The sequence below is a fragment of the Pseudomonas sp. TE3899 genome, from assembly GCF_056279105.1.
Genome location: NZ_JBWBQR010000001.1, coordinates 4,986,448 through 5,001,473, shown reverse-complemented (window position 1 = coordinate 5,001,473; position 15,026 = coordinate 4,986,448). Strand labels below are relative to the sequence as shown.

Here is a 15,026-nt window from a genome sequence, read left to right as displayed (position 1 = left end):
GCTATTTCTCCTGACTGACAGCCGCGAGGATCAAATTGATACCGCGAGCCTGAATCTGATCCCGTGCCTCAAGTGGCAGGCGATCATCGGTAATAAGGGTATGGACGCTGCTCCAGGGCAGTTCCAGGTTGGGAATCTTGCGACCGATCTTGTCGGCTTCGACCATCACCACCACTTCCCGGGCGACTTCAGCCATCACGCGGCTCAAGCCCAGCAATTCGTTGAAGGTGGTGGTGCCACGGACCAGATCGATGCCATCGGCACCGATGAACAACTGGTCAAAGTCGTAAGAGCGTAGTACCTGCTCGGCGACCTGCCCCTGAAAGGACTCGGAATGCGGGTCCCAGGTGCCGCCGGTCATCAACAGCACCGGTTCGTGCTCCAACTCGCTCAGGGCGTTGGCCACATTCAGGGAATTGGTCATCACCACCAGGCCCGGCTGCTGGCCGAGTTCCGGGATCATGGCGGCGGTGGTGCTGCCGCTGTCGATGATGATCCGCGCATGCTCGCGAATCCGCAGCACGGCGGCACGCGCGATGGCTTGCTTGTACTTGGACACCGGTTGGCCGAGATCAGCCACCAGTTCCTGGGGCATGGTGATCGCGCCACCGTAACGGCGCAGCAGCAGGCCATTGCTCTCAAGGGCGGCGAGGTCTTTGCGGATCGTCACTTCCGAGGTCTCGAAGCGCTTGGCCAACTCGTCCACGCTGACTTCCCCCAGCTCGGTGAGCAAGGCGAGGATGTTGTGGCGGCGTTGTGGTGTATTGCGCTTCGACATGGGCTGGTAAGTTTCGATTCGAAAGATAACGAAAGCAATCAGAACCTATTGGCGAAACTTCGTCAAGGGGGGGTTTGAGGCGTCGAGGGACGATTTCTAAGATGACCATTCATCGCAACTGTTATTTTTGACAGTTACAACGCCCGGGCAATGACGTTTTTAATCTGCGTAGGTACCGCCACGACCAGAGCCTCCCTCAATGAACACTCGCGTTAAAGACGTACTGGACAACGCCTTGAGCGCCCTGCTGGGCAAACAGCAAGCCGACGGCCATTGGGTCTTCGAGTTCGAGGCCGATGCGGGGATAACCGCTGAATATGTGTTGCTGATGCATTTCCTGGGCGAATCCCTTGAACCCACCTTGCAAACCAGGCTCGCGCGCTACTTGCGAGACCGGCAACAGGCAGAAGGCGGATGGTCGTTACTGCAAGGAGGCCGTTTTAACCTCAATGCCAGTGTCAAAACCTACTTTGCGCTCAAGCTGCTCGGACATACGAAGGACGAGCCGCACATGCAACGTGCTGGCACGCTTATTCGCCAGCACGGCGGGGCCGCTAACTGCAACGTGGTCACCCGCATCTGGCTCGCCTTGTACAACGTCATCCCCTGGCGTGTATTGCCCCTGATTCCCGTGGAAGTGATGTTGCTGCCACGCTGGTTTCCGTTTCATCTGTCGAAGATTTTCTGCATCCCTCGCCTGTTCACGGTGGCTGTTTCCGTGTTGCAGGTCTTGCGGCCCACGGCGCGTAATCCCCAAGACGTCGGCATCACCGAGCTGTTTATCCACCCGGCAAACGAAACCACTCCATTACCCCGGGCGCCCCCCAAAACCGGACCTGGTTTGTCTGTTTTTCCGCGATCGATCGTCTTTTGCACCGCATCGATCCGTGGCGTCCCAAGGGCCGACGTAAAAAAGCGTTGGATACAGCGGTGGCGTACGTGACCGGACAGCTCAATGGCGAAGATGGCTACGGCGCAACGCTGCCGACCATCGCGATCAGCTTGATCATGCTTCAGGCCCTGGGTTATCCCCGTGACCATCGCGCGATGCAAACGGCGCGTAGAGCCTGCGAAAAACTGTTGGTGGTGACCGAGCAGCAGGCTTACTGCCAACCATGCGTGTCGCCCGTCTGGGACACGGCATGGGCCTGTCAGGCATTGCTGGAAACCGGCAATCGCCGGGGATGGGAGGCGGCAGTGCGCGGCATCGACTGGCTCAAGCAACGGCAGATACTCGACGTGTACGGGGGCTGGGCGGTGACCAGGCCTCACCTGCGTCCCGGCGGCTGGGCGTTTCAATACGTGTTGCCCAACCATCCCGATGTCGACGACGCCGCTCTGGTCGCGACCGTCATGCACAAGGCCATGCAGGTCGTTCCCGGTGCTGACTACGGCGAGTCGATTGCCCGGGCACAGGAATGGATAAAGGGTATGCAAGGTCGCCATGGCGGCTGGGGCGCCTACGAGGCTGACAACACCCAGTATTACCTCAACAGTATTCCCTTTGCCGAACACGGCATGATGATTGATCATCCCACCGCCGATGTCAGCGGCCGCTGCCTGGCGCTGCTCGGGCAACTGGGTGCAACCCCGGTCTGCGATGACATCACGGGCAAGGCACTGAATTACCTGCTGGCGGAGCAGGAAACGGATGGCAGTTGGTACGGGCGATGGGGCATCAACTTCATCTATGGCACCTGGTCGGTGCTGGAGGGGCTTGCCGCCATGGGTTACGACACCCAGTCATCGGCTGTTCAAAAGGCTCGCCACTGGCTGATCCTGAGGCAGAACGAGGACGGAGGCTGGGGCGAAGATGCTTGCGGCTATTCCCTGGATCACCCACGCCATCAGCCTTCGGTCAGCACCCCATCCCAAACGGCATGGGCCTTATTGGGATTAATGGCGGCCGGTGCCGTGGAGCATCCCGTCACGGCAAAAGGCATTGAATACTTGCTCAAGGCGCAAAAAAACGAGGGCACCTGGACAGACCCGCATGCCACGGGCACCGGTGTACCTCGGGTGCTTTACACGACGTATCACGGATACGGTTTGTACTTTCCAATGTGGGCCCTGGCACGCTACTGCACGTTGCGCCAGGCCCGGACTCCAGCGACTGAGGTGATTTGAAACATGGAAGAATCACTGATTCTGGTGGATCGCAATGATCAGCAAATCGGCACCGGTCACAAGTTGCCCATTCACCGCGAAGGGCTGCTGCATCGCGCGTTCTCGCTCTTCATCTTTGATGGCCAAGGGCGGTTGATGCTGCAGCAGCGCGCGCTGAGCAAATACCACTCCGGGGGCCTGTGGACCAACTCATGTTGTGGCCACCCTCGCCCGGGCGAGAGCACCGCCCAAGCGGCTCACCGCCGGCTTGGGGAGGAAATGGGCTTCGATTGCCCACTGGAAGAAGTCACGACCCTGATTTACAAGTCTGAAGTCCCGGGCGATCTGATCGAGCACGAGTTCGATCATATTTTCATCGGTCGGTTTGACGGCAAACCCGAGGTAAACCCGGAGGAAGCCGCGCAATGGCGGTGGATTGAAACATCCGAGTTATTGCAGTGGATCGATGCCGAGCCCGAAGCCTTCACCGTCTGGTTCAAGACCATCCTGAGCGCCCCGGCCTGCCAGCTCGAACAATGGCGATTACGGGCACAGTCCGACGCCTATGTTGACCCGACCCGTTATCAGGACGAGATCCTCACCCGGGTATCGCGCAGTTTTGCCCTGACCATCCCCCAGTTGCCGCCCGAACTTTACCCGGTGGTGACCAACGCCTACTTGCTCTGTCGGATCGCCGATACCATCGAAGATGAACCCGGCCTCACGGCCCGGCAAAAACGCCAGTACGAAAATGCGTTCCTGAATGTTGTATCAGGCGAGGCGGATGCCCAGGCCTTCAGTGATGATCTGAGTGAGCACCTGACGGATCAGACCCTTCAGGCTGAACACGACCTGGTCCGCCATCTGCCACAGATGTTGACGATATTCCACGCCCTGCGCCCTTTTCAGCAGGAGGCGATCCTGCAGTGCCTGAGCGTGATGACCCAGGGCATGAGCGAATTTCAGGAGAATGCCGGCGTGCAGGGTTTGGACACCTCTGAGCAGCTGGACCGTTATTGCTACTGTGTGGCTGGTGTCGTGGGAAAGCTGCTGACAGAGCTGTTCATCGATTTTGAACCCGCCCTGCTGCCCCAGCGAGAGAACCTGCATCGGCTGGCCCTTTCCTTTGGCATGGGCCTGCAGTTGACCAATATCCTCAAGGATCAGTGGGACGACCGTTTACGGGGCGCCTGCTGGCTGCCTCGGGACCTGCTCGCCAAGCATGGTGTCCAGTTCGCACAGCTCAAGGCCGGGCACAACGACCCACTTTATGCACAGGCCGTTGCGGAGCTGATTGGCACCGCCCATTCCCATTTGCAGCGGGCGCTGCAATACGCCCTGCTCATACCGGCCAGGCATACGGGTATTCGGCGTTTTCTGCTGTGGAACATTGGCCTGGCGCTGTTGACCCTGCGTAACGTCCATAAAAATCCGCTCAGGCCGGTCAAAGTGTCCCACGCCGGTGTCGCGTGGATCATGCTGCTGACACGACTGTCCCAGCGCTCGGATTCGGGCTTGCGCATGCTCTACAAAATCGCTTCGCGCGCACTGCCAGTAACCCCGCTGGAAGCCGGGTGGAACACCACCTGTGGATAACCCATAAAAAAGATCGCAGCCTTCGGCTGCTCCTACACGGGATACGTATCACCCTGTGGGAGCTGCCAAAGGCTGCGAACTTTTTATTTTACGAGCTGTGGATAACTCAGCTCTTCTTGATTTTCTCCGGCCGCTTCCAGCCATCGATGTTTTTCTGCCGCGCCCGGCCCACCGCCAACTGCGCGTTATCCACATTCTGCGTAATAGTCGAACCCGCCGCAGTGGTTGCGCCGGACGAGATATCCACAGGCGCTACCAACGAGTTGTTGGAGCCGATGAACACATCTTCACCCAGCACGGTTTTCCATTTGTTCGCGCCGTCGTAGTTGCAAGTAATGGTGCCGGCGCCGATGTTGGTGCGCGCGCCGATTTCGGCATCGCCCAGGTACGTCAGATGACCGGCCTTGGCGCCTTCGCCCATATGCGCGTTTTTCAGCTCGACGAAGTTACCCACATGGGCCCGCGCCTCAAGCACGGTACCCTGACGCAAACGGGCGAACGGGCCGGCATCGCTGCCCTCGCCCAGAATCGCGCCTTCGATGTGACTGTTGGCCTTGATCACCACGCCTTTACGCAGGGTGCTGTCCTTGATCACACAGTTCGGGCCGATGACCACGTCGTCTTCGATCACGACGTTGCCTTCGAGGATCACGTTGATGTCGATGAGCACGTCGCGACCGACAGTCACTTCACCGCGCACATCGAAGCGAGCCGGATCGCGCAGGGTTACGCCCTGGGCCATTAACCGGCGACCGGCGCGCAACTGATAGTGACGCTCCAGTTCCGCGAGTTGCTTGCGGTCGTTGGCGCCCTGCACTTCCATGGCGTCATGGGGTTGTTCGGTAGCCACCACCAGACCATCGCTGACGGCCATGGCAATCACATCGGTCAGGTAGTACTCGCCCTGGGCATTGTTGTTGGAGAGCCGGCTCATCCAGTCGCCCAGACGCTCAAACGGCACCGCCAGAATCCCGGTGTTGCCTTCGGTGATCTTGCGCTCGTCTTCATTGGCGTCTTTCTGCTCGACGATCGCGGCGACCTTGCCGTCGGCATCACGCACGATACGGCCGTAACCGGTCGGGTCGGTCAGCTCTACAGTGAGTAAGCCCAGTTGCTGCGGCGTCACCTGCTTGAGCAGGCGTTGCAGGGTTTCGACTTCGATCAGCGGCACGTCGCCGTAAAGGATCAGCACGGTATCGGATTTGATAAACGGTACGGCCTGGGCCACGGCATGCCCGGTGCCCAGTTGCTTGTCCTGCAACACGAAATTCAGGTCATCCGCTGCCAAGCGTTCACGCACGGCGTCGGCGCCGTGGCCGATCACCACATGGATGCGCTGTGGATCAAGTTGCCGGGCGCTGTGGATAACATGGCCCAGCATCGAGTTGCCGGCAATCGGGTGCAACACCTTGGGCAACGCCGAGCGCATGCGAGTGCCTTGGCCGGCAGCGAGGATTACGATTTCAAGAGACATGACTGGCTACCAATCCTGGGTGGTCAGCAACTGCGACCGGGTTATGAACATCGGAAAAGAAAAAAGGGTAGCCGAGGCTACCCTTTTTAATCAATCACACAACAAGCACCGGCCTATTAGTGGCCGAACTTCTTGCGGATCTGCTGGACGGTGCGCAGCTGAGCTGTCGCCTCGGCCAGACGTGCGGCAGCAGAACCGTAATCGAATTCTGCGCCACGTTCATGCAAGGCCTTCTCGGCAGCCTTAACGGCTTCCTGAGCGGAGGCTTCATCCAGGTCGGCAGCACGTTGCACGGTGTCGGCAAGAACCTTGACCATGTTCGGCTGAACCTCGAGGAAACCACCGGAGATGTAGAACACCTCGGTTTCCCCGCCCTGCTTGATCAGGCGGATCGGGCCTGGCTTGAGATTAGTGATCAGCGGCGCGTGACCCAGGGCGATACCAAGATCACCCAGTGCACCGTGCGCAATCACCATCTCGACCAGGCCGGAAAAGATTTCCCCTTCCGCGCTGACGATATCGCAATGGACTGTCATAGCCATCTGATTGCCTCAACCTAAATTAGCGCCCGTTGCCGGGCGCCGGGATTACAGTTTCTTGGCTTTCTCGATCGCTTCTTCGATGCCGCCGACCATGTAGAACGCTTGTTCTGGCAGGTGGTCGTAGTCACCGTTGAGGATGCCTTTGAAGCCAGCAATGGTGTCTTTCAGGGAAACGTATTTACCCGAGGCACCGGTGAAGACTTCAGCCACGAAGAACGGCTGCGACAAGAAGCGCTGGATCTTACGAGCACGGTTTACCAACTGCTTGTCGGATTCCGACAGCTCGTCCATACCCAGGATCGCAATGATGTCCTTCAGTTCTTTGTAACGCTGCAGAACGTACTGGACGCCGCGAGCGGTGTCGTAGTGGTCCTGGCCGATCACGTTCGGGTCCAGCTGGCGCGAAGTCGAGTCGAGTGGATCGACCGCTGGGTAGATACCCAGGGAAGCGATGTCACGGGACAGAACGACGGTGGCGTCCAAGTGGGCGAAAGTGGTCGCTGGCGACGGGTCAGTCAAGTCATCCGCAGGTACGTATACCGCTTGGATCGAGGTGATCGAACCGTTTTTGGTCGAAGTGATACGCTCTTGCAGAGTACCCATCTCTTCGGCCAGGGTCGGCTGGTAACCTACTGCCGAAGGCATACGGCCCAGCAGTGCGGATACTTCAGTACCGGCCAGGGTGTAACGATAGATGTTGTCGACGAACAGCAGAACGTCGTTACCTTCGTCACGGAACTTCTCGGCCATGGTCAGGCCGGTCAGTGCTACGCGCAGACGGTTACCCGGCGGCTCGTTCATTTGACCGTAAACCAGTGCCACTTTGTCCAGAACGTTGGAATCCTTCATCTCGTGGTAGAAGTCGTTACCCTCACGAGTACGCTCACCCACACCGGCGAACACGGAATAACCGCTGTGCTCGATGGCGATGTTACGGATCAGTTCCATCATGTTTACGGTTTTGCCTACACCGGCACCACCGAACAGACCGACTTTACCGCCCTTGGCGAACGGGCAAACCAGGTCGATAACCTTGATGCCGGTTTCCAGCAGGTCGTTGCCGCCCGCTTGTTCAGCGAAGGTTGGCGCAGGACGGTGAATGCCCCAGCGCTCTTCGGTGTCGATCGGGCCAGCTTCGTCGATCGGGTTACCGAGGACGTCCATGATCCGGCCCAGGGTCGCTTTACCGACCGGTACGGAGATGGCTGCGCCAGAGTCGGTGACTTCCAGACCGCGCTTCAAGCCCTCGGTGGAACCCATCGCAATGGTACGAACCACGCCGTCGCCCAGCTGCTGCTGAACTTCCAGGGTGGTTTCGGCCGCGCTTACAACTTTCAACGCGTTGTAGATGCTCGGTACGCTGTCGCGTGGAAATTCCACGTCGATAACGGCGCCGATGATTTGAACGATACGTCCGCTACTCATAGCTGGATCCTCTGAATATTTGAACCGTTAAACCGCGGCAGCGCCGCCGACGATTTCCGAGATCTCTTGGGTGATCGCAGCCTGACGCGCCTTGTTGTAGATCAGCTGCAAATCGCTGATCAAATCACCGGCGTTGTCGGTAGCGTTCTTCATCGCGATCATCCGCGCAGCTTGTTCAGCCGCGTTGTTCTCGACCACCGCCTGGTAGACCTGCGACTCCACGTAGCGAACCATCAAGCCGTCAAGCAGCTCTTTGGCGTCCGGCTCGTAGAGATAGTCCCAGTGGTGCTTGAGGCCTTGATCCGGGGTTGCAACCAGTGGAATCAACTGCTCCACGGTAGGCTGCTGCGTCATGGTGTTGATGAACTTGTTGGACACAACGCTCAAACGGTCGATACGACCATCGAGGTAGGCATCCAGCATCACCTTGACACTGCCAATCAGATCATTGATCGATGGCTCTTCACCCAGGTGGCTGATAGCGGCGACGACGTTACCGCCGAAGTTGCGGAAGAAAGCCGCACCCTTGCTACCAACAACACACAGATCGATCTCGACGCCGTTTTCACGGTTTTTCGCCATGTCCTTGACCAGGGCCTTGAACAGGTTGGTGTTCAAGCCACCACACAGACCACGGTCACTGCTCACCACGACATAACCGACGCGCTTGATTTCACGGTCGATCATGAATGGGTGGCGATATTCCGGGTTAGCGTTGGCCAAATGACCAATAACCTGGCGGATGCGCTCCGCGTAAGGACGGCTAGCAGCCATGCGCATTTGTGCCTTGCGCATTTTACTGACCGCCACTTTTTCCATGGCGCTGGTAATCTTTTGCGTGCTTTTGATGCTCGCAATCTTACTGCGAATCTCTTTTGCGCCTGCCATGTAACACCTATCAGGTTAGCAAGCGGGAGCCTTGCGGCTCCCGCTGCGGCTTACCAGGTTTGGGTGGCCTTGAACTTCTCGATACCGGCTTTCATGCCAGCGTCGATTTCGTCATTGAAGTCACCCTTCACGTTGATCTTCGCCATCAAATCGGCGTGATCGCGGTTGAAGAAAGCAATCAGCGCTTGTTCGAAGCTGCCGATCTTGGCGATTTCAATGTCAGTCAGGAACCCACGCTCAGCGGCATACAGCGACAGCGCCATGTCAGCGATCGACATTGGTGCGTATTGCTTCTGCTTCATCAGCTCGGTAACGCGCTGACCATGCTCAAGTTGCTTACGGGTCGCTTCGTCCAGGTCAGAAGCGAACTGGGCGAATGCCGCCAGTTCACGGTACTGAGCCAGAGCGGTACGGATACCACCGGAGAGCTTCTTGATGATCTTGGTCTGAGCGGCACCACCCACACGGGATACCGAAACACCGGCGTTCACAGCAGGACGGATCCCGGAGTTGAACATGGCCGATTCCAGGAAGATCTGACCGTCGGTGATGGAAATCACGTTGGTCGGAACGAACGCGGAAACGTCGCCAGCCTGGGTTTCGATGATCGGCAGTGCGGTCAGGGAACCGGTTTTGCCGGTCACTGCGCCGTTGGTGAACTTCTCTACGTATTCTTCCGAAACGCGGGATGCGCGCTCCAGCAGACGGGAGTGGAGATAGAACACGTCGCCTGGGTAAGCTTCACGGCCTGGTGGACGGCGCAGCAGCAGGGAAATCTGGCGGTAAGCCACTGCTTGCTTGGACAGATCGTCATAAACGATCAGCGCGTCTTCACCGCGGTCGCGGAAGAATTCACCCATGGTGCAACCGGAGTACGGTGCCAGGAATTGCAGTGCTGCAGATTCCGAAGCGCTCGCTGCCACGACGATGGTGTTAGCCAGTGCGCCGTTTTCTTCCAGCTTGCGAACAACGTTGGCGATGGTCGATTGCTTCTGACCGATCGCTACGTAGACGCAGAAAATGCCGCTGTCTTTCTGGTTGATGATCGCGTCGATCGCCAGAGCGGTTTTACCGATCTGACGGTCACCGATGATCAGCTCACGCTGGCCACGGCCGACAGGGATCATGGCATCGACAGCCTTGTAGCCAGTCTGTACAGGCTGGTCTACCGACTTACGCCAGATCACACCTGGAGCAACTTTCTCGACCGCGTCGGTCTCGGTGTTGCCCAGTGGACCTTTACCGTCAACAGGGTTACCCAGTGCGTCGACTACGCGACCCAGCAGTTCCTTACCAACCGGAACTTCGAGGATGCGGCCAGTGCACTTGGCGCTCATGCCTTCAGCCAGAGACTGATAGGAGCCCAATACAACGGCGCCTACAGAGTCTTGCTCAAGGTTGAGGGCCATGCCGAAGACGCCGCCCGGAAACTCGATCATCTCGCCGTACATGACGTCGGCCAGACCGTGAATCCGCACGATACCGTCAGATACGCTGACGACTGTGCCTTCGTTACGGGCTTGGGAGGTCACATCGAGCTTGTCGATGCGGCCCTTGATAATTTCACTTATTTCGGAAGGATTGAGTTGCTGCATTGCTCTGCTGCCCCTTCAAACTCAAGATTTCAATGCTTCGGCAAGGCTTGCGAGTTTTCCGCGAACCGAGCCATCGATAACCAGGTCGCCGGCGCGGATGACAATGCCCCCAATAAGGGATTTGTCTTCCTCGACTTGCAGGCGCACTTCCCGGTTGAGTCGTGCACTGAGAACCTTGGCGAGTTTGTCTTGCTGTTCTTGGTTCAATGCAAAAGCACTGGTCACTTCAACGTCTACCGACTTCTCTTGTTCGGCCTTGTACAGGTCGAACAGAGCGGATATCTCCGGCAAAAGCGGGAGACGGTCGTTTTCGGCAACGACGTGAATGAAGTTCTGTGCCTTGGCATCAAACTTGTCGCCACACACGTCAATAAACGTGGTGGCCTTGTCTGCGCTCGTCAGTCGCGGGGCCTTGAGCACGCGCTGCATGGTGTCATCTTGCGACACTGCTGCAGCCAGGCCGAGCATGGCTGACCAAGAGGCCAGTTGCTGGTGGGCCTGGGCGTGCTCGAAGGCTGCCTTAGCGTAAGGTCGGGCCAACGTGGTCAATTCTGCCATGATCGCCCTCGCTTAAATTTCAGCAGCCAGTTTGTTTACCAGCTCCGCGTGCGCGTTTTGATCGATTGTGGCACCCAGGATCTTCTCGGCGCCGCCGACGGCCAGTGCACCCAGTTGGGCACGCAGCGCGTCTTTGACACTGTTCAGTTCCTGCTCGATCTCGGCCTGAGCCTGGACCTTCACACGGTCAGCGTCGATACGGGCTTTTTCAACAGCCTCTTCAACAATCTGGTTACCGCGTTTCTTGGCTTGCTCAATGATTTCGGCTGCCTGAGCTTTTGCTTCGCGCAGTTGCTGACCCGCTTTATCTTGGGCCAGCTCCAGGTCGCGAGCTGCTCGGGCGGCAGCGTCCAGTCCATCCGCGATCTTCTTCTGACGTTCGTGCAAAGCCGCGATGACCGGAGGCCACACGAACTTCATGCAAAACAGTACAAAAATGAAGAACGCAACGGACTGGCCAATCAGGGTTGCATTAATGTTCACGCCAACACCTCGCTCGTTCGTTGCACATCAAACCAATCACTCGAAGGTTCGAGTGATTAGCCAGCGAGTTGACCAACGAATGGGTTCGCGAAGGTGAAGAACAGAGCGATACCAACACCGATCATGGTTACGGCGTCGAGCAGACCGGCAACGATGAACATTTTGACTTGCAGCATTGGAACCATTTCTGGCTGACGCGCTGCGCCTTCCAGGAACTTGCCGCCCAACAGGCCGAAACCAATTGCGGTACCCAGTGCGCCCAGGCCGATCAACAGTGCAACAGCGATAGCGGTTAGACCAACTACAGTTTCCATCTTTCCTCCCGACTTTTACGTCGTATGGTTTAGGTTTTTTAGATTTTAAAGCGGTAAAACAAATCGTTTCATAAGCCCTGTTCGGGCACCCACCCGTTTGACCGGGTGGGACATCAGACTAGTCGAGACTGGTCTTAATGGTTCTCTTCGTGCGCCATCGACAGGTAAACGATGGTCAGCATCATGAAGATAAACGCCTGCAGGGTGATGATCAGGATGTGGAACACAGCCCACGCCCACTGCAGAACTACGCCCAGGCCGCTAAGCCAGAGCAGACCGCTGCCGAACATCACGGCGATCAGAATGAAGACCAGCTCGCCGGCGTACATGTTGCCGAACAGACGCAGTGCCAAGGAGATTGGCTTGGCGATCAGGGTGACGAATTCCAGCAGGAAGTTCACCGGGATCAACAGCGCTTGCAGGAAAATGTTCTTGCTGCCAAACGGGTGCAGGGTCAGTTCGCCGATGAAGCCGCCGATGCCCTTGACCTTGATGCTGTAGAAAATGATCAACGCGAACACCGACAGGGCCATGCCCAGGGTAGCGTTCGGGTCAGTGGTCGATACGGCACGGAATGGAATGTGCGAATCGCCAGTGATCAGGATGGCCAAATGAGGAATCCAGTCGACCGGGATCAGGTCGACGGCGTTCATCAGGAAGACCCAGACGAAGATGGTCAGTGCCAGCGGTGCAATCACCGGGCTACGGCCATGGAAGCTGTCTTTCACGCTGCCATCGACGAATTCGACCAATACTTCAACGAAGTTCTGCAAAGCACCTGGTTGACCGGAAGTCGCCTTCTTTGCCGCCATGCGGAAAATCAGAACGAAGATCAGACCCAACGCGACCGACCAGCCGAGAGTATCGACGTGGAAAGCCCAGAAGCCCATTTCTTTGGCCTCTGCTGCGGTGTGGGCAAAGCCCCAGCCGCCGGTAGGATGCTGACCGAAGGTCAGGTTCTGCAAGTGGTGCTGGATATAGCCCGAAGCGGTTGTCTCTGCCATGGTTGCCTCAAACGCCCTAAGGTCTCGAAAGTCTTGTTCTCATCAGCAGGGGCGCGAACCAGCTGACCAGTTGGGTCAACACGAAGACGCCGAATACAGCTAGCGGCGCCAATGGCTTCACACCTGCAAACGTCAATGCAAAGAGCACTGCCGTCAGAATTAATTTGCCCGCCTCGCCAGCATAAAAAGACCGGACGATGGCTTGAGCTGCTCGGGCGCCGGAAAACCGAAATGCCCTGTGAGCGAAATAAACATTGGGTAACAAGGCTATCAGGCCTCCGCAGAGTCCTGAGTACCCGGCAACGACTCCGTACCATTGCCACAGCGCCAAAGCAGCGATGAGCAAAACGATAAATTGAGCCATTAGCACCGGAAAAACTGCCAGGCGATGGAACGGCAAGCGGTTTGGCGTGCGGGTTTCCATCACTTTTACTCCCCAATGGTCGGCTGCCAGAATTCAATAACTTGGCATAATTTGTGCCGACAAAATGCGCGCAGAGTATAGGGGCGGTTCAGCCCCTATTCAACTGTCAGGTAGTGATTTCCGACTGCGCGCTACATGAGGAAATGTTTCAGCGGATGTGCGCAAGCACACCTTGAAGCTCGTCGAGAGAGTTATAACCAATCACCAGCTGCCCTTTGCCCTTCTTTCCGTGGCGGATCTGCACCGCAGAGCCTAGGCGCTCGGCCAGGCGCTGCTCAAGTCGAGCGATATCCGGGTCGGGTTTTGCGGCTTCCACAGGCTCCGGTTTGCCACTCAGCCACTGGCGAACCAGTGCCTCAGTCTGGCGCACGGTCAGCCCGCGTGCGACAACGTGTCGCGCCCCCTCAACCTGCTGATTCTCCCGCAAACCCAGTAAAGCACGTGCGTGGCCCATTTCAAGGTCGCCGTGGGACAACATGGTCTTGATGACTTCCGGCAACGCGATCAGGCGCAGCAAATTGGCGACGGTGACGCGGGACTTACCCACAGCCTCGGCGACCTGTTGCTGGGTCAGCTGGAACTCCTGCTGCAAACGCTGCAGGGCCACCGCTTCTTCGATTGGATTGAGGTCTTCGCGCTGGATGTTCTCGATCAGCGCCATGGCGATGGCGGTTTCATCCGGCACATCGCGCACCATCGCCGGGATGGTTTCCTGGCCGGCCTGCTGGCTGGCACGCCAGCGGCGTTCGCCGGCGATGATTTCGAAACGACCGTTGCCAATCGGGCGAACCACGATCGGCTGCATGACGCCCTGGGCCTTGATCGACATCGCCAGCTCTTCCAGCGCCTGGGGATCCATGTCCCGGCGCGGCTGGTACTTGCCGCGCTGGATCAGGTCCAGGGGCAGGTGCTGCAGCTCACGCTGATCGGCTTGTACCGCTTGCTCTTCGAGCGAGCTGACAGTCGGACCACTCAGCAGTGCATCCAGTCCACGTCCGAGACCTCGTTTCTTGACGGCCATGGGGATTCCTTAAGTTGCCTGAGCGGCGGCGGTGCGTGAGTTTTTGCGCTGGCGGCGAACCAGTTCGCCCGCCAATGCCAGGTAGGCGATGGCGCCACGCGATGATTTGTCGTACGCCAGCGCCGGCATGCCATAGCTTGGCGCTTCGGCCAGGCGGATGTTGCGCGGAATTACGGTGTCGTAGAGCTGCTCGCCGAAGTGTTCCTTGAGCTGGGCCGAGACATCGTTCATCAGGCTCAGGCGCGGGTCATACATGGTCCGCAACAGGCCTTCGACTTTCAGGTTAGGGTTCAGCAGTTCGGCGATGCGCTTGATGTTATCCACAAGGTCGCTCAAACCTTCGAGCGCAAAGTACTCGCACTGCATGGGGATAATGACCCCGTCAGCGGCGACCAGTGCGTTCAGGGTCAACATCGACAGCGACGGCGGGCAGTCGATCAAAATGTAATCGTAGTTTTCACGGATCGGCGCCAATGCGCTGCGCAGACGACTTTCTTTCATCTGCATTTCCAGCAGCACCACTTCGGCCGCCGTCAAATCGCGGTTGGCCGGCAACAGCTGGTAACCACCGTGCTCGGAGAAGTGCATGGCCTGGGCCAGGTCGCACTCACCGATCAACAGGTCATAGACCGAGTTTTCCAGGCCGTGTTTATCCACACCGCTACCCATGGTGGCGTTGCCCTGTGGATCGAGATCGATCAACAACACCCGGCGCTTGGTAGCGACCAGGGAAGCTGCGAGGTTGATGCAGGTGGTGGTCTTGCCCACACCACCCTTTTGGTTCGCTATCGCGAATACCTTAGCCATTCTTGCTTGTG

Annotated in this window: 14 protein-coding genes and 1 pseudogene; 2 read left to right on the top strand and 13 right to left on the bottom strand. The window is 57.9% G+C overall.

The window, feature by feature from the left end; translation table 11 throughout:
- Position 1 precedes the first annotated feature (1 nt).
- Positions 2-778: a DeoR/GlpR family DNA-binding transcription regulator gene (locus tag ACZ89E_RS22715; RefSeq protein ID WP_476256489.1), complete on the bottom strand. Its 777-nt coding sequence runs from the start codon at positions 776-778 to the stop codon at positions 2-4.
- Positions 779-977: 199 nt separating this feature from the next.
- Between ACZ89E_RS22715 and shc the strand changes: the two are divergent.
- Positions 978-2,905, top strand: a pseudogene (gene shc / locus ACZ89E_RS22710) (squalene--hopene cyclase).
- A gap of 3 nt (positions 2,906-2,908) precedes the next feature.
- On the top strand, positions 2,909-4,480 hold the full coding sequence (gene idi, locus ACZ89E_RS22705) for an isopentenyl-diphosphate Delta-isomerase (RefSeq protein WP_476256488.1): 1,572 nt from the start codon (positions 2,909-2,911) through the stop codon (positions 4,478-4,480).
- A 106-nt stretch (positions 4,481-4,586) separates the two neighbouring features.
- Here idi and glmU read toward each other — a convergent pair whose 3' ends face one another.
- The 12 genes from glmU to ACZ89E_RS22645 all read right to left on the bottom strand — a co-directional run bounded on the left by glmU (position 4,587) and on the right by ACZ89E_RS22645 (position 15,015).
- Positions 4,587-5,954 carry a bifunctional UDP-N-acetylglucosamine diphosphorylase/glucosamine-1-phosphate N-acetyltransferase GlmU gene (gene glmU / locus ACZ89E_RS22700; protein ID WP_476256487.1) on the bottom strand — a complete coding sequence of 456 codons (1,368 nt, stop codon included), beginning with the start codon at positions 5,952-5,954 and terminating at the stop codon, positions 4,587-4,589.
- A 116-nt stretch (positions 5,955-6,070) separates the two neighbouring features.
- The gene (locus ACZ89E_RS22695; RefSeq protein WP_149659345.1) at positions 6,071-6,496 is read right to left on the bottom strand and encodes a F0F1 ATP synthase subunit epsilon; all 426 of its coding nucleotides are present in this window, start codon (positions 6,494-6,496) and stop codon (positions 6,071-6,073) included.
- Positions 6,497-6,541: 45 nt separating this feature from the next.
- Entirely contained in the window at positions 6,542-7,921 is a 1,380-nt protein-coding gene (gene atpD / locus ACZ89E_RS22690) for a F0F1 ATP synthase subunit beta (RefSeq protein ID WP_149659344.1), read from the bottom strand.
- A gap of 27 nt (positions 7,922-7,948) precedes the next feature.
- The gene (atpG, locus tag ACZ89E_RS22685; protein WP_149659343.1) at positions 7,949-8,809 is read right to left on the bottom strand and encodes a F0F1 ATP synthase subunit gamma; all 861 of its coding nucleotides are present in this window, start codon (positions 8,807-8,809) and stop codon (positions 7,949-7,951) included.
- A 50-nt stretch (positions 8,810-8,859) separates the two neighbouring features.
- Positions 8,860-10,404 (bottom strand): F0F1 ATP synthase subunit alpha, encoded by a 1,545-nt coding sequence (atpA, locus tag ACZ89E_RS22680; RefSeq protein WP_121732610.1) that lies wholly within the window; start codon positions 10,402-10,404, stop codon positions 8,860-8,862.
- 21 nt (positions 10,405-10,425) lie between these two features.
- Complete coding sequence (locus tag ACZ89E_RS22675) at positions 10,426-10,962, bottom strand: F0F1 ATP synthase subunit delta (RefSeq protein ID WP_149659342.1); 537 nt, start codon at positions 10,960-10,962, stop codon at positions 10,426-10,428.
- A gap of 12 nt (positions 10,963-10,974) precedes the next feature.
- Positions 10,975-11,445 carry a F0F1 ATP synthase subunit B gene (locus ACZ89E_RS22670; protein WP_008027535.1) on the bottom strand — a complete coding sequence of 157 codons (471 nt, stop codon included), beginning with the start codon at positions 11,443-11,445 and terminating at the stop codon, positions 10,975-10,977.
- Between the two features lie 56 nt (positions 11,446-11,501).
- Positions 11,502-11,759 (bottom strand): F0F1 ATP synthase subunit C, encoded by a 258-nt coding sequence (gene atpE, locus ACZ89E_RS22665; protein ID WP_002555987.1) that lies wholly within the window; start codon positions 11,757-11,759, stop codon positions 11,502-11,504.
- Positions 11,760-11,893: 134 nt separating this feature from the next.
- Entirely contained in the window at positions 11,894-12,763 is an 870-nt protein-coding gene (atpB, locus tag ACZ89E_RS22660; protein ID WP_123515495.1) for a F0F1 ATP synthase subunit A, read from the bottom strand.
- A 16-nt stretch (positions 12,764-12,779) separates the two neighbouring features.
- Positions 12,780-13,187 carry a F0F1 ATP synthase subunit I gene (locus ACZ89E_RS22655; RefSeq protein ID WP_054048155.1) on the bottom strand — a complete coding sequence of 136 codons (408 nt, stop codon included), beginning with the start codon at positions 13,185-13,187 and terminating at the stop codon, positions 12,780-12,782.
- A 148-nt stretch (positions 13,188-13,335) separates the two neighbouring features.
- On the bottom strand, positions 13,336-14,208 hold the full coding sequence (locus ACZ89E_RS22650) for a ParB/RepB/Spo0J family partition protein (protein WP_476256486.1): 873 nt from the start codon (positions 14,206-14,208) through the stop codon (positions 13,336-13,338).
- Between the two features lie 9 nt (positions 14,209-14,217).
- Positions 14,218-15,015, bottom strand: a complete 798-nt coding sequence (locus ACZ89E_RS22645) for a ParA family protein (RefSeq protein ID WP_133835237.1) — start codon at positions 15,013-15,015, stop codon at positions 14,218-14,220.
- Between the last annotated feature and the right edge of the window lie 11 nt (positions 15,016-15,026).

Bases quoted from the DNA above. Each gene is read 5' to 3' on its own strand.
- ACZ89E_RS22715 (WP_476256489.1), bottom strand. From the start codon at position 778: ATGTCGAAGCGCAATACACCACAACGCCGCCACAACATCCTCGCCTTG.
- ACZ89E_RS22655 (WP_054048155.1), bottom strand. From the start codon at position 13,187: ATGGAAACCCGCACGCCAAACCGCTTGCCGTTCCATCGCCTGGCAGTT.
- atpB (WP_123515495.1), bottom strand. From the start codon at position 12,763: ATGGCAGAGACAACCGCTTCGGGCTATATCCAGCACCACTTGCAGAAC.
- idi (WP_476256488.1), top strand. From the start codon at position 2,909: ATGGAAGAATCACTGATTCTGGTGGATCGCAATGATCAGCAAATCGGC.
- atpD (WP_149659344.1), bottom strand. From the start codon at position 7,921: ATGAGTAGCGGACGTATCGTTCAAATCATCGGCGCCGTTATCGACGTG.
- atpE (WP_002555987.1), bottom strand. From the start codon at position 11,759: ATGGAAACTGTAGTTGGTCTAACCGCTATCGCTGTTGCACTGTTGATC.
- atpA (WP_121732610.1), bottom strand. From the start codon at position 10,404: ATGCAGCAACTCAATCCTTCCGAAATAAGTGAAATTATCAAGGGCCGC.
- atpG (WP_149659343.1), bottom strand. From the start codon at position 8,809: ATGGCAGGCGCAAAAGAGATTCGCAGTAAGATTGCGAGCATCAAAAGC.
- ACZ89E_RS22695 (WP_149659345.1), bottom strand. From the start codon at position 6,496: ATGGCTATGACAGTCCATTGCGATATCGTCAGCGCGGAAGGGGAAATC.
- ACZ89E_RS22645 (WP_133835237.1), bottom strand. From the start codon at position 15,015: ATGGCTAAGGTATTCGCGATAGCGAACCAAAAGGGTGGTGTGGGCAAG.
- ACZ89E_RS22650 (WP_476256486.1), bottom strand. From the start codon at position 14,208: ATGGCCGTCAAGAAACGAGGTCTCGGACGTGGACTGGATGCACTGCTG.
- ACZ89E_RS22675 (WP_149659342.1), bottom strand. From the start codon at position 10,962: ATGGCAGAATTGACCACGTTGGCCCGACCTTACGCTAAGGCAGCCTTC.
- glmU (WP_476256487.1), bottom strand. From the start codon at position 5,954: ATGTCTCTTGAAATCGTAATCCTCGCTGCCGGCCAAGGCACTCGCATG.